The 12,955-nt window shown below is 39.1% G+C and carries 13 protein-coding genes; 9 read left to right on the top strand and 4 right to left on the bottom strand.

All coding sequences use genetic code 11. The features are described 5' to 3' along the window. Window positions 1-4: 4 nt before the first annotated feature. Window positions 5-997 (bottom strand): hypothetical protein, encoded by a 993-nt coding sequence (locus ACS604_RS09655; protein ID WP_474771523.1) that lies wholly within the window; start codon window positions 995-997, stop codon window positions 5-7. A gap of 158 nt (window positions 998-1,155) precedes the next feature. Between ACS604_RS09655 and pheS the strand changes: the two genes are divergently transcribed. The 3 genes from pheS to ACS604_RS09640 are packed head-to-tail and all read left to right on the top strand — an operon-like array spanning window position 1,156 to window position 4,843. Continuing rightward, window positions 1,156-2,136 (top strand): phenylalanine--tRNA ligase subunit alpha, encoded by a 981-nt coding sequence (pheS, locus tag ACS604_RS09650; protein WP_004794529.1) that lies wholly within the window; start codon window positions 1,156-1,158, stop codon window positions 2,134-2,136. A gap of 32 nt (window positions 2,137-2,168) precedes the next feature. Then, a complete protein-coding gene (pheT, locus tag ACS604_RS09645; protein ID WP_474771521.1) occupies window positions 2,169-4,550 on the top strand; it encodes a phenylalanine--tRNA ligase subunit beta in 2,382 nt (793 codons plus the stop codon). Then, window positions 4,547-4,843 (top strand): integration host factor subunit alpha, encoded by a 297-nt coding sequence (locus tag ACS604_RS09640; protein WP_000126166.1) that lies wholly within the window; start codon window positions 4,547-4,549, stop codon window positions 4,841-4,843. Before pheT ends, ACS604_RS09640 begins: the two co-directional genes overlap by 4 nt. 153 nt (window positions 4,844-4,996) lie before the next feature. On the opposite strand, the gene ACS604_RS09635 is transcribed toward ACS604_RS09640, so the two are convergent. After that, on the bottom strand, window positions 4,997-5,239 hold the full coding sequence (locus tag ACS604_RS09635) for a hypothetical protein (RefSeq protein WP_005302445.1): 243 nt from the start codon (window positions 5,237-5,239) through the stop codon (window positions 4,997-4,999). Between the two features lie 94 nt (window positions 5,240-5,333). Here ACS604_RS09635 and ACS604_RS09630 point away from each other — a divergent pair, with 94 nt between their 5' ends. After that, a complete protein-coding gene (locus ACS604_RS09630) occupies window positions 5,334-5,486 on the top strand; it encodes a hypothetical protein (protein ID WP_151768400.1) in 153 nt (50 codons plus the stop codon). A 164-nt stretch (window positions 5,487-5,650) separates the two neighbouring features. On the opposite strand, the gene rho is transcribed toward ACS604_RS09630, so the two are convergent. Together rho and trxA are read right to left on the bottom strand one after the other, a co-directional pair. Continuing rightward, on the bottom strand, window positions 5,651-6,919 hold the full coding sequence (gene rho / locus ACS604_RS09625) for a transcription termination factor Rho (protein ID WP_004794523.1): 1,269 nt from the start codon (window positions 6,917-6,919) through the stop codon (window positions 5,651-5,653). 322 nt (window positions 6,920-7,241) lie between these two features. Continuing rightward, entirely contained in the window at window positions 7,242-7,568 is a 327-nt protein-coding gene (gene trxA / locus ACS604_RS09620; protein ID WP_003655060.1) for a thioredoxin, read from the bottom strand. 277 nt (window positions 7,569-7,845) lie between these two features. Between trxA and ppx the strand changes: the two genes are divergently transcribed. Genes ppx through ACS604_RS09595 form a run of 5 tightly spaced genes read left to right on the top strand, consistent with a single transcriptional unit; the run spans window position 7,846 to window position 12,945 of the window. Next, complete coding sequence (gene ppx / locus ACS604_RS09615) at window positions 7,846-9,366, top strand: exopolyphosphatase (protein ID WP_107880774.1); 1,521 nt, start codon at window positions 7,846-7,848, stop codon at window positions 9,364-9,366. An 18-nt stretch (window positions 9,367-9,384) separates the two neighbouring features. Beyond that, on the top strand, window positions 9,385-10,206 hold the full coding sequence (locus tag ACS604_RS09610) for an acetyl-CoA carboxylase carboxyltransferase subunit alpha (protein ID WP_004794519.1): 822 nt from the start codon (window positions 9,385-9,387) through the stop codon (window positions 10,204-10,206). Beyond that, the gene (gene tilS / locus ACS604_RS09605; protein WP_474771468.1) at window positions 10,143-11,546 is read left to right on the top strand and encodes a tRNA lysidine(34) synthetase TilS; all 1,404 of its coding nucleotides are present in this window, start codon (window positions 10,143-10,145) and stop codon (window positions 11,544-11,546) included. The genes ACS604_RS09610 and tilS overlap by 64 nt, the downstream gene beginning before the upstream one ends. Then, on the top strand, window positions 11,518-12,354 hold the full coding sequence (gene proC / locus ACS604_RS09600) for a pyrroline-5-carboxylate reductase (RefSeq protein WP_081399200.1): 837 nt from the start codon (window positions 11,518-11,520) through the stop codon (window positions 12,352-12,354). Before tilS ends, proC begins: the two co-directional genes overlap by 29 nt. Window positions 12,355-12,375: 21 nt before the next feature. Continuing rightward, window positions 12,376-12,945 (top strand): YggT family protein, encoded by a 570-nt coding sequence (locus tag ACS604_RS09595; protein WP_004794512.1) that lies wholly within the window; start codon window positions 12,376-12,378, stop codon window positions 12,943-12,945. Window positions 12,946-12,955: the final 10 nt, after the last annotated feature.

The raw sequence follows: 12,955 nt of genomic DNA, 5'->3' as shown, positions 1-12,955 counted from the left end.
TTGATTAAAGCCCAAAATAATAAGCCAGAGCACAAATAATAATCGTTAGAATAATCAGCTTAATAACGCCTGAACCAGTACCTTTATGGTGATGAGATTTCAAATGTTGTGGATTTTCATTTGATTGCTCGAACGGAGAGGCTTTAACAACAGGTACGATCTGAGCTGTTTGATAGTGATTTGCTGCTTTCACAATCAGCTTTGCAAATAGGTCGTCAGTTTTGTGGGTAAAATTTCTTAAATTGATGAGTTGTTCTTGGTCTAGTTCTTCTCCTAATGGATCATTTGCAAGGCGTTTCTTTTGTTCTAAATAATTAGCCAATGCTTGAGTCCGAGATAAAAGCTGATGAGCATAATCTGCAAGATAGTTCTCTGGAATTAAAGCAAGTCTTGGTTCTTGGCTCGTAATGTTTGTACCATCAAAATGAGCTTTTTGAAATTCTGGCTCTTCAAATCCTGCTGCATATTTACTACGAAATAATTCACTCTCCATAAAGTCAGCTATTTCTTGCCATGGTGGATTTTTTAAATCAGCTTCAATTTTTTTTGATAATTTTTCATTGAGTTCAAAACGCCAGAAAGTTTCTAAACGAAGCTCACAGGTTTGTGAAGCAGGAGCTTCAAACTCATTATCACTGTTATACCATTCAGCAAGTTCATGGCCAAAAATCCATGCAAATTTCTTATCATTTTGATGGCTAACGATAAAATGAGTATAAGGCAAAAGCTCAACGTTGCTGTTTGGATTTTGCTCTTCATTTAGCAGGCTTGATAAGTGTAAACTGAGCTGAGTGGTACCTTGTTTTTTTAGAGCTTCTAGCCAAACTTGAAAGTGTTGAGCGAGTAAATGCTGAGAAGCTAAGTCACGAAACTGAAAACTATGGTGGTCAAAAATATGATGTTGTCGCCATTGGGTAAAGCTTAAATTCTGACGGAGGTATTCATTACCATACGTCACAAGCGTAAGTTGTTGTTTCCAAATTTGATTGAGCGCCATAATAGTTGATCTCATTGACGATGCTATTATCTTATACGTTTTATCTTTTTGTTGCCTAATACATTTTTCATGATGGATAAACTTCATCAATCTGATGAAAAACTGTTAGAATGCAGTGTTTTATTATATTTTTTTAATTTGTTGCTTTGAGAGTTAATATGTCACTGGAAGCCCTGACCACAGAAGCGCTTGCTGCCATTGCAGCAGCTCAAGACCTTGTTGCACTTGATCAGGTGCGTGTGCAATTTACAGGGAAAAAAAGCCAGCTTGCAGAACAATCGAAAGCATTAGGGAAAATGGACCCTGAAGAACGCAAAGTACAAGGTGCTGCGATTCATGCTGTTCGAGAAACAATTAATACTGCTTTAACAGAACGTCAAGCGGCATTACAACAGGCAGCACTTGAGCAAAAACTAGCAAGTGAAACGATTGATATTACTTTGCCGGGCCGCGGGCAACGCGTCGGTACAGTTCACCCTGTTACTCAAGTACAAGAAAGAATTTGTCAGTTCTTCACTAAAGCTGGTTTTACAGTTGCGACTGGTCCAGAAGTTGAAGATGACTATCATAATTTTGAAGCATTAAATATTCCTGGTCACCATCCAGCGCGTGCTATGCACGATACTTTCTATTTTGATGCAACTCATTTACTGCGTACGCACACATCTGGTGTACAGATTCGTACAATGGAAACAAGTGAGCCACCAATTCGTATCGTATGTCCTGGGCGTGTTTATCGTTGTGACTCGGATCAGACGCATTCGCCAATGTTCCATCAGATCGAAGGCTTGTATGTTGCTGAGAACACCAGCTTTGCCGAATTAAAAGGTTTATTAATTAACCTGCTGAATGAATTTTTTGAAAAAGATTTAAAGGTACGTTTCCGTCCATCATATTTCCCGTTTACTGAACCAAGTGCAGAAGTAGATATTATGGATGAACGTGGCCGTTGGTTAGAAGTTTTAGGCTGTGGCATGGTGCATCCAAATGTATTAAGTGCCGCGGGTATTGATCCTGATAAATACAAAGGCTTTGCTTTTGGTTTAGGGGTAGAGCGCTTTGCCATGTTGCGTTATGGCATTAATGACTTGCGTATGTTCTATCAAAATGATGTGCGTTTCTTACGCCAATTTGCCTAACAGTTTTTCAGGATTAAAAAAGGTTTATAAAGATGAAGATTAGCGAAAATTGGCTACGTACATGGGTTAATCCGGCAATTGATAGTGATACATTGTCTGATCAGTTGACGATGCTTGGTCTTGAAGTGGATGAATTGGCACCTGTTGCTAAACCATTTACAGCCGTTGTAATAGGTGAAGTGCTCACTGTTGAGCAGCACCCTGATGCAGACCGTCTACGTGTTACAACAGTGAATATTGGTTCAGGTGAGCCTTTACAAATTGTATGTGGCGCACCGAACGTTCGCGCTGGAATGAAAGCTCCAGTTGCAACTATTGGTGCAGTTTTACCTGGTGATTTTAAAATCAAAAAAGGTAAACTTCGTGGAGTTGAGTCACAAGGCATGCTTTGTGGTGCTTCGGAGATTGATCTTGAAGATAAAATCGATGGTTTACTCGAATTGCCAGCTGATGCTCCAGTAGGATTAAATATCCGCGAATACCTTAAACTTGACGATAATGTCATTGATATCAGCATTACACCAAACCGTGGTGACTGTTTTAGTATTCGTGGTATTGCCCGTGAAATTGCAGTGATTAATAAGCTGCAAATGAATGAGCCCGTCATTAACTCGGTTGATGCCACTATTGCTGATGAGAAAAAAGTAGTTATCAGTACTGAGGGTGCTCCGCGTTATCTAGGGCGTGTAGTTAAAAACGTTAATGTAAAAGCTGCGACTCCTGAGTGGATGGAACAGGCTTTATCACGTTCAGGAATTCGTACACATAGTATTTTGGTTGATGTGACCAACTATGTCTTAATGGAATTGGGTCAACCAATGCACGCATTCGATTTGTCTAAAATCGAAGGGACTGTACATGTTCGTCAAGCAACACAACAAGAAAAATTACAACTTCTGAATGATCAAGAAGTTGAGTTGCAAGAAGATATAATGGTGATTGCTGATGACCAAAAAGCTTTGGCAATTGCTGGAATTATGGGTGGTTTATCATCAAGTGTAACTGATGATACGACTGATATTTTCCTAGAAAGTGCTTTCTTCGCTCCACTTGCGATTGCTGGGCGTGCTCGTCGTTTTGGTTTACATACCGACTCTTCGCAGCGTTATGAACGCGGTGTAGATTTCGAATTGCCTTTAATTGCCATGAATCGTGCTTCACAGCTTATTCAACAGTTAGCAGGCGGCGAGTTTGGTCCAATTACTGTAGCTGAAAAAACTGATCTACTGCCTAAGCGTGAAGCAATTGAATTGAAGCAAGCTCAGGTAGACCAATTATTGGGATATCAAGTTGCGGGTGAGTTCATTGCAGATGCTTTAACTCGACTAGGCTGTAAGGTAACAGTTAAGGCTGAAGGTGAATGGAGTGTAGTACCACCATCACATCGCTATGACATAGCTATTTATCAAGACTTAATTGAAGAAGTAGCGCGTATTGATGGCTATGACAATATCCAAATTAGCTTACCAAGCATGGATGTTAAATTTGCTAAATATCAAGATCGTTTTGAACTCGCTGAGCTGCGTCAAACGATCGTGACTTTAGGTTATCAAGAAGCAATTAGCTTTAGCTTTGCTGATGCAAAACTTGAAAAGCAATTAAACCCACAAGTAAATCCATTAATGCTAGCAAATCCAATTTCAAGTGATTTGGCTGCGATGCGTAGTACTTTACTTTCAAGTTTAATTCCTTGCGTACAATATAATCTTAACCGTCAGCAAAGCCGTGTTCGTTTCTTTGAATTAGGGCTATGTTTTGATTATCAAAATGCTAAAAGTATTGAAGATCTAAAACAGATTCCAACTTTAGCTTTGGTTGCAGTAGGTTCACAGCAACCTGAATCTTGGCATGTTAAGCCTCAACCAATGGATTTCTTCGACTTCAAAGGAGAGATTGAAGAGATTCTAGCTGCTGGTCGTGTCAAAGTTGAATATGTGCGTTCAGAGCGTGCATGGTTGCATCCAGGACAGTCTGCTGAAATTTTAGTTGATGGACAATCAATTGGTTACTTAGGCCGTCTGCATCCATCTTTAGAAAATGAGCTAGATTTGAGCACAACTTGGGTTGCTGAACTCGATCAAACAGCAGTTTTGCAATCTTATGTATCTAATTTTACAGAATTATCACGTTTTCCTTCGATCAGACGTGATATTGCGCTTTTAATCTCTGATAATATAAATGTTAGAGATATTCAGCAGTTAATCGAAAAAACTGGTGGAGAGCTTTTAGACTCTACATGGTTATTCGATGTGTATACGGGGCAGGGTGTCGAAGAAGGTAAACGCTCATTAGCGTTTGCGTTATTATGGCAACATCCTTCACGTACGCTTGAAGATGCTGAAATTAAATCTGGTATGGACAATATAATCCAAGTGTTAGAAAACACTTATCAAGCGACATTGAGGGCCTCATGACAGCATTAACTAAAGCAGACATGGCTGATCATTTAAGTGAGTTAACCAGCTTAAATCGCCGTGAAGCAAAACAAATGGTCGAGTTGTTCTTCGACGAAATTAGCCAAGCACTTATTGCAGGGGAGCAGGTTAAGCTTTCTGGTTTTGGTAATTTTGAGTTAAGAGATAAACGCGAACGTCCAGGACGTAATCCTAAAACAGGTGAAGAAATTCCAATTTCTGCACGTAGGGTAGTGACTTTTAGAGCAGGTCAAAAGTTTAGACAACGCGTTGGAAATGAGCAGATCGATTGATCTGCTTTTTTTTACTTATATTTAGATGGCTTTAATTAATTAAAATGTTATATCAATTTATCTAGATAGTTTAAGCGAAATGATTTTTGGAATATAAAATTTAGGCGTAAAAAAAGAGGACAGAATGTCCTCTTTTTATCTAATCTATATAGATTAGTGTGCAGCAGAAGCAGCAGCAACGTCAGAAGCAGAAGCAGCAACGTCAGAAGCAGCAGCAGCAACGTCAGAAGCAGCAGCATCAACAGCTACAGCAGCTTCAGAAGCAGCAGCAGTAGCTTCAGAAGCAGCAGCTACAGCTTCAGAAGCAGCAGCAGGAGCTTCTTCTTTCTTAGAACAACCAACGAAAGCTAAAGTAGCAGCAACAGCAGCAGCAACAGCAAATTTTTTGAATAACATGGCATCACTCTCACAAAAAAGATTTGAGATTAAAAAAACCTAAGTTGGACTGTTTTGCTTTTATTATTCCTAAAACGTAGCTAGGTAACAACGCATGGAGCAGTCTAACTGGTCTGCCGCTATGCTATCACTGCAAATGCTGAAATACTACTGTCGTCTGTCAAAAAAACGTATGAAAAACAGAAAAACAGTCTGTTTTTTAACAGAAAAAAACAATCAATCGGCTCGAGTGTATTGGAAAAGGTAGAGGTAAGCTACTAAAAAACTTATTTTTTTTAATTCAAAAATAATTATTATCAAAAGCTTATAAGTAAAATTACATAAAAAACTGCAAAATGTATTTTTGTGTAAAGCTTGTCAACCAAATAAAAAGCCACTCAAAAGAGTGGCTTTTTATTGAAGATTAATCGATTAAGTTGAGGCTTTACGCTTCATTTGATCGAAGAAATCATCATTTGTTTTGGTTTCTTTCATACGGTCAAGTAAGAATTCCATTGCCGCCAACTCATCCATAGGATGTAGAAGCTTACGGAGGATCCATACTTTACGTAAGTTATCATCATCCATTAAACGCTCTTCACGACGAGTGCCAGATTTCTTAATATTCATGGCAGGGAAGACGCGTTTTTCAGCAATACGGCGATCAAGTGTAATCTCTTGGTTACCTGTACCTTTGAATTCCTCATAAATTACGTCATCCATTTTACTGCCTGTTTCAATCAAAGCAGTTGAAATGATCGTAAGAGATCCGCCTTCTTCAATATTACGTGCAGCACCGAAGAAACGTTTAGGGCGCTCTAATGCATGAGCATCTACACCACCAGTTAATACTTTACCTGATGATGGGATAACGGTGTTGTAGGCACGTGCAAGACGGGTAATAGAGTCAAGAAGAATCACAACGTCTTTTTTATGTTCAACAAGACGTTTTGCTTTTTCAATTACCATTTCTGCAACTTGTACGTGGCGAGCAGGAGCTTCATCGAATGTTGAAGCAATGACTTCACCGCGAACAGTACGTTCCATTTCAGTTACTTCTTCTGGACGCTCGTCAATTAATAGAACAATCAGGAATACTTCAGGATTGTTTCTAACAATCGATTGAGCAATATTTTGAAGTAACATTGTTTTACCCGCTTTTGGCGGTGCAACAATAATAGAACGTTGTCCTTTACCAATTGGCGCAACTAAGTCAACAACACGAGCAGTTAAGTCTTCTGTCGTACCATTACCGAGTTCCATAACCAATTGTTCAGTTGGGAAAAGGGGTGTTAAGTTTTCAAATAAAATTTTATTTCGAGAATTTTCTGGCGTGTCATAGTTAATCTGGTTAACTTTGAGCAACGCAAAATAACGCTCACCTTCTTTTGGAGGGCGAATAGTACCTGTGATGGTATCACCTGTACGCAAGTTAAAGCGTCGGATTTGTGAAGGACTCACATAAATATCATCCGGACCTGCTAAATACGAACCTGCCGCAGAGCGCAAAAAACCAAAACCATCAGAGAGAATTTCAAGAACGCCATCACCAAAAATTTCTTCGCCATTCATTGCATGGCGTTTCAAAATGGCAAAGATAATATCTTGCTTTCGGTTACGAGCCATACCTTCCAGGCCCATAAATTCAGCAATTTTAATTAATTCACCAATTGGTTTTTTCTTGAGTTCAGTTAAATTCATAAGGGTCAGAATTAGGAAAGAGTAGAGTGTGGTTTAAAAAGAAGAAAAATCGCTCGCATACAAAAAAGATTATCGCAATTGTATTTACACAATAACAATTCAGAAGTCTGATTGATTGTTTCGAAGAAAAATGTGAAAAAACAATTTCTGTTGCCGAGTGGCGATCTTTATGTTTGTGTCTTGTAAGAAGCCGGACGAAGATGATTCCCTTCAGTGCCTCTTGAGCATGCAATATAAGCCAGCTTAGTTAATTTGTCAATTTATAGCCGAAAAAAATACGCTATAAAAAAGTATAGCGTATTTTCATTCTTAGCATTTTGACTTAAACATTTTCATCAATAAAGCTAACAAGTTTAGAGCGAGGTACAGCACCAATTTGTTGAGCTACAACTTCACCATTTTTGAAAAGTAATAAAGCGGGAATATTACGGATATTGTATTTCACCGCAATATCTTCGCAAGAAGTTACATCAACTTTAACAATTTTTACTTTACCAGCATATTCACTTGATAGGTCTTCAAGAACAGGTGCAATTGCTTTACAAGGTGCACACCAACCTGCCCAGAAGTCAACAAGTACAGGTGTTTCAGCGTCTAGAACATCTGCTTGGAAGTTATCATCAGTTGTATTTACAATAGTCGCAGACATGGTACGGCTCCAATTTTTAGAAAAAGTGCTATTACTACAGGAGAAATTATCTCTATCAGTATTACATAGCTACTTAGTTCAATGTAAGGGTTTGATGCTATTATTCAAGGCTTAACTAAATTTGTCTAATGGATGCTCACGATATTCATCATCGGCTTGTACAATCGTTTAACAATTAGAAAAATATCGATGGCTATTAATTGTTGATGAAAATGGCTTTTCAATTGCATTCTTGTGAATTACTCTAGGCGTGAATTGTTATGGGTTTAGTTCAATAATGTCTGACTTTCTGATTGATGAAGAATTACTTGCCGCCATAGATATGGGGTCGAACAGCTTTCACCTTGCAATTGCACGGGTAGATCATGGTGAAGTTAAAAAAGTTGCTTCGATGTCAGAAAAAGTACAGCTTGCAGCTGGTTTAGATGAAAATAAAAATTTAACAGAAGCCGCGCAGCAACGTGGTTTGGCTTGTTTAGCGCGTTTTGTTGGAAGATTGAGCTCTGTTCAACCTAATCGTTTACGAATCGTGGCTACGAATGCCTTGCGTCAGGCAAAAAATGGCCATGAATTTATTCAAAAAGCTGCAGAAATTTTACCTAAACCTATTGAAATTATTGCAGGACGAGAAGAAGCCCGTCTGATCTATTTGGGTGTATCACATACCATGGCGAATGGTGGGCGTCGCTTAGTCGTTGATATTGGTGGTGGTTCTACCGAATTCATTATCGGTGAAGAGTTTGAACCTATTTACACTGAATCATTACAAATGGGTTGTGTGGCTTATACAACGGCCTATTTTTCTGATGGGGAAATTACTCAGAAATCATTTGATAAGGCTGTAGTTGCTGCTCGTAAAGAACTTTCTGCTATTGCAACGACTTATAAAATGGAAGGGTGGGATACAGTCGTTGGTTCGAGTGGAACGATTAAAGCCTGTCGCCAAATTATGGTCAATATGGGCTTAAGTGATGAACAAGAAAATGTCACTCGAGAAGGACTATATAAACTTAAAGATAAATTACTTAAGTTTAAAAATGTTTCTGAAATTGATTTTGAAGGACTAAGAGAAGATCGACGAGCAGTTTTGCCAGCCGGATTGGCAATTTTGTACGCAGTTTTTGAAGTTTTAGAAATTGATCGTTTGGCATATTCTGATGGTGCATTACGCGAAGGTGTGATGTATGACCTGTTAGGTCGATTTAAACATGAAGATATCCGTGATCGTAGTGTACAGGCCTTAATGGGGCGTTATAACGCAGATCCAAAGCAAGCAGAACGAGTTGTAAACACAGCACAACAATTATTTGATGGTGTTGCGAAATCTCTTAATTTAACGAGTGAAGACAGTGACTTACTGCGTCGAGCTGCCTATTTGCATGAAATTGGTTTAGCAATTAGTCATGGTGGTTATCATCGCCACGGTGCTTATTTATTACAGCACTCAGATATTCCAGGTTTCTCGCAAATCGACCAAAATCATCTTTCACATTTAGTGGCTCACCATCGTCGTAAATTACGAAATGATGTAAAAAACGAAATTTTGAAGGCTGGTGGTCATAAATTACTTTACTTAAGTTTATTACTTCGCCTAGCAGTTTTACTCAACCATAGTCGAAGTGATCAGATGCTTCCTGCCATTGAACTGACCATCATAAATGATCAACAATGGCAGCTTAGTGTTTCTGGTGATGCCAAACAATGGCCATTGTTAGTTGCCGACTTGCACGATGAGCAAGAGCAGTTTAAGCATTGGGACATTGAATTGAATATTCAGTCGGAAAAATTTATCGATTAAAGGGATAATATTCGACCTATGAAAAAATCTACTCAGTCCAAAGCTTGGACAACGGTTCAAATTGCACGTCATCCTGAACGTCCGCAGTTTCTAGATTATGTCGGTGAAATCTTTACAGAGTTTGACGCCTTGCATGGTGATCGTTTGTTTGGTGACGATGGTGCGATGGTAGGTGGTCTTGCTCGTTTTGACGGTCAACCTGTGATGGTCATTGGACAACACCGTGGTCGTAGTACCCGTGAAAAATTAAAGCATAACTTCGGTATGGCTAACCCTGAAGGTTACCGTAAATCTCAACGCCTATTAGATATGGCTGAGCGTTTTAATCTTCCGGTCTTCACTTTTATTGATACGATGGGTGCTTACCCGGGTGTTGGTGCTGAAGAGCGTGGACAAGCTGAAGCAATTGCTACTAGCCTTGCTCAACTTTCAAGCTTGAAAGTTCCTGTTGTTGCAACAGTACTAGGTGAAGGTGGTTCTGGTGGTGCTTTAGGTATTGGTGTTGCTGACAGAGTCATTATGTTGTCACACAGTATCTATTCTGTGATTTCACCAGAAGGTTGTGCATCTATTTTGTGGAAAACTGCTGAAAAAGCGGCTCAAGCAAGCGAAGCTTTAGGTTTGACAGCAGACAAATTACAATCTCTAGGTATTGTTGAATATGTAGTAGATGAAGGCGAAGGGGCGCATTTAGACCCTGAGCAAGTCATGCAAAACCTAAAAGTAGTTTTGAAGCAAGCTTTGGATGAGTTGCTACCAATGGATGCAAATGAACGATGCGAAGAACGTTATCAACGTTTAATGAAGTTTGGCAGCGCAAATTTAGGCATAATGTCTTAAAGCAGGCTCAACTATTTTCAGAAAATAGTTCTTTTCTTATTGGATGTAGTGGTGGCATGGATTCTATGCTGCTACTACATTTAATGTCTCAACTTTTCCCTCAAAAGATCCGAGCAATCTATATCGATCATCAGCTGCAATCACAAAGTGCAGAATGGGGGAAATTAGTCGCTGAACAAGCTACTCGTTTAGATATTCCTTTTATTATTCAAAAAGTTCAGGTTACCGATGGTAATTTGGAGGCTCAAGCACGTCAGGCGCGTTATCAAGCTTATCTACAGCATTTGCAAACCAATGAAACTTTAGTACTTGCTCATCATCAGCAAGATCAGGCTGAAACGGTAATACTACGTTTATTATCGGGTGCAGGTGTTGATGGATTAGCCGCAATGCAATCTGTGGATTACCGTGTAGACATGACGATTTGGCGTCCTTTTTTAGACTTATCTCGTGAGCAAATTGCTGATTGGGCTACTCAACTTGAAATTGCGTATGTAAATGACCCGACAAATTACGATATTCATTATGATCGGGCGTGGTCGCGTGAGGAACTTTGGCCATTTTTACAAAACAGATTTCCTAAAATGCAGCAAGCACTGAGCCGAACCAGTTATCTCATGCAAGATGCTTCTGAAATTTTAGAAGAAGTTTTGAAAGCTGATTTAAAACATTGTGGTACTGCTGAGTGTCTAGACTTAACTAAACTTTTAGACTTATCAGTTGCCCGTCAACGTCAATTACTTTCAGTTTGGATGAAAGGTGATGGGCAATATCGACCTGCATTTGAAATGGTTGAGCGTTTAAAAAATGAAGTGATTGACTCAAAGTCTGATGCACAGGCAGCATTACACTGGAATCAGTTTTACTATGTCCGTTATCAACACCATCTTTATAGATTGAGTAAGCAAGTTTTTCTTGCTGAAAAATTAAACCCGGTTGAAGTAGAGTGGGAGCATCATTTCCAAATGGGGGAAATAGTGCATTACGCTTCAGGGCATTTTCAGATTACACAAAAAAATATCGGTTTGGCTCCATCTTTATTAAATAAAAAATTGACAATAATTCGACGCCAAGGTGGAGAAAAAGTCCACTTATATGGTCGTGTTGGGCAATGGCCATTAAAAAAAGCAATTCAAGAAGCACATATTTTGCCTTGGCTTCGTCATACAATTCAAATATTAGTCATAGATAATGTTATGCTTGGGGTTTTTACACCGAAAGGATTTTGGTTGGCTCAGTCTCCGTATTGTGAGCAAGGAGGATGGCAACCAGATTTAATTTCTCATTCTTGTAATCTGGTAAATGGCGAATATGGTTATGGCAAGTGCAGTAAATTGTAATATCTGTTTTATTGGTGGCGGTAATATGGCCCAAGCGTTAATTGGCGGGCTCATTTCAAGAGGTTTACCACCGACACGTATTACCGTTTCAGATCCTGTTGAGCAGATCCGTCAATTATTACAAGAAAAAGAAGTCCATGTAACACAAGATAACGTGGCTGCAATTCAAAATGCTGATGTTGTCGTTCTAGCGGTAAAGCCGCAAGTTTTGGCAACTGTTTTACGTCCGTTGAAAGGTCTGTTATCAGATAAATTAGTCATTTCAATTATTGCTGGTGCTGAAATTCAAACGATATCAAACTTAATTGATAGCAATCGAATTGTTCGCGTTATGCCGAATACCCCAGCTCTAGTTCAAACTGGCGCGCACGGTATCTATGCAAATGATGTAGTAGGTACTTCGGATCGTGAATTAACAAGTCAGATTTTAGCGGCCACAGGCTTAACAATTTGGGTAAACTCCGAAGCTCAAATTGATGCAGTAACAGCCGTTTCTGGTTCAGGCCCTGCATATTTTTTCTATCTAATGGAAAGTATGATCCGTGCGGGTAAAAATTTAGGACTGGATGAAAAAGTTGCAACTGCGTTAACTCTTCAAACGGCGTTAGGTGCAGCTCAAATGGCAATTACCAGTTCAAACACTCCATCTGAACTTCGTAAGAATGTGACATCGCCAAATGGTACAACACAAGCTGCACTTGAAGTTTTTGACCGTGCACAAATCTCCCAAAATATTCAATCTGCATTGGCTGCTGCACAGAAGCGTAGCCAAGAATTGGCTCAAGAATTGAGTGACAGTGCGAAATAGCTTAAATAGGATAAGACAACTATGGGTGCAAATTCTGCGCTAATTTTTGGAATTTTAATTAATGTCGCGATTTTATTGGTCTTTTTCCGTTTTTTAATGCAATTGGCGGCAGTAAGTCCTTATAATCCTGTGGTTTTATCGACCGTAAAGGCGACTAAAATTGTTGATATTTTTGGCCGAATTTTTCCGACGGTCGCAAAAGGCCGGTTTAATTTAGCTGCGTTAGCTCTTTTAATTATTTTATATTTACTGAAAATTTTCGGTGTGATGTATCTTTCTGGTTCTATGCCAAATAGTCCGATTCATTTAGTGATTCTGACATTTGTGACTATGATTCAGGACTTGATTCGTTTCTGCCGTTATTTAATTTTTGCAACAATCATTTTGAGTTGGGTGGTTATGTTCACTCAATCTCGTTCACCTTATATTGAGGTGATTCAAGATTTAGCCGAACCATTACTCGCGCCATTCCGTCGTTTATTGCCTAATATGGGAATGATTGACTTATCGCCAATTTTGGCATTTTTGGCACTCTATATTGCTGAAATTTTAATGAATGAAGTTGCTAAAGTTCTCTTAACTGGTCTTTAAGCTAACTCAA

It is taken from the genome of Acinetobacter sp. Li1LvA2 (assembly GCF_056156705.1).
Note: the sequence above shows the minus strand (reverse complement) of the source record. Positions and strands in the feature narration are given on the sequence as shown.

What these genes read in the sequence shown, in the direction of transcription:
- ACS604_RS09655 (WP_474771523.1), bottom strand. Translation starts at nt 997, where the DNA reads ATGGCGCTCAATCAAATTTGGAAACAACAACTTACGCTTGTGACGTAT.
- pheS (WP_004794529.1), top strand. Translation starts at nt 1,156, where the DNA reads ATGTCACTGGAAGCCCTGACCACAGAAGCGCTTGCTGCCATTGCAGCA.
- pheT (WP_474771521.1), top strand. Translation starts at nt 2,169, where the DNA reads ATGAAGATTAGCGAAAATTGGCTACGTACATGGGTTAATCCGGCAATT.
- ACS604_RS09640 (WP_000126166.1), top strand. Translation starts at nt 4,547, where the DNA reads ATGACAGCATTAACTAAAGCAGACATGGCTGATCATTTAAGTGAGTTA.
- ACS604_RS09635 (WP_005302445.1), bottom strand. Translation starts at nt 5,239, where the DNA reads ATGTTATTCAAAAAATTTGCTGTTGCTGCTGCTGTTGCTGCTACTTTA.
- ACS604_RS09630 (WP_151768400.1), top strand. Translation starts at nt 5,334, where the DNA reads ATGGAGCAGTCTAACTGGTCTGCCGCTATGCTATCACTGCAAATGCTG.
- rho (WP_004794523.1), bottom strand. Translation starts at nt 6,919, where the DNA reads ATGAATTTAACTGAACTCAAGAAAAAACCAATTGGTGAATTAATTAAA.
- trxA (WP_003655060.1), bottom strand. Translation starts at nt 7,568, where the DNA reads ATGTCTGCGACTATTGTAAATACAACTGATGATAACTTCCAAGCAGAT.
- ppx (WP_107880774.1), top strand. Translation starts at nt 7,846, where the DNA reads ATGTCTGACTTTCTGATTGATGAAGAATTACTTGCCGCCATAGATATG.
- ACS604_RS09610 (WP_004794519.1), top strand. Translation starts at nt 9,385, where the DNA reads ATGAAAAAATCTACTCAGTCCAAAGCTTGGACAACGGTTCAAATTGCA.
- tilS (WP_474771468.1), top strand. Translation starts at nt 10,143, where the DNA reads ATGCGAAGAACGTTATCAACGTTTAATGAAGTTTGGCAGCGCAAATTT.
- proC (WP_081399200.1), top strand. Translation starts at nt 11,518, where the DNA reads ATGGTTATGGCAAGTGCAGTAAATTGTAATATCTGTTTTATTGGTGGC.
- ACS604_RS09595 (WP_004794512.1), top strand. Translation starts at nt 12,376, where the DNA reads ATGGGTGCAAATTCTGCGCTAATTTTTGGAATTTTAATTAATGTCGCG.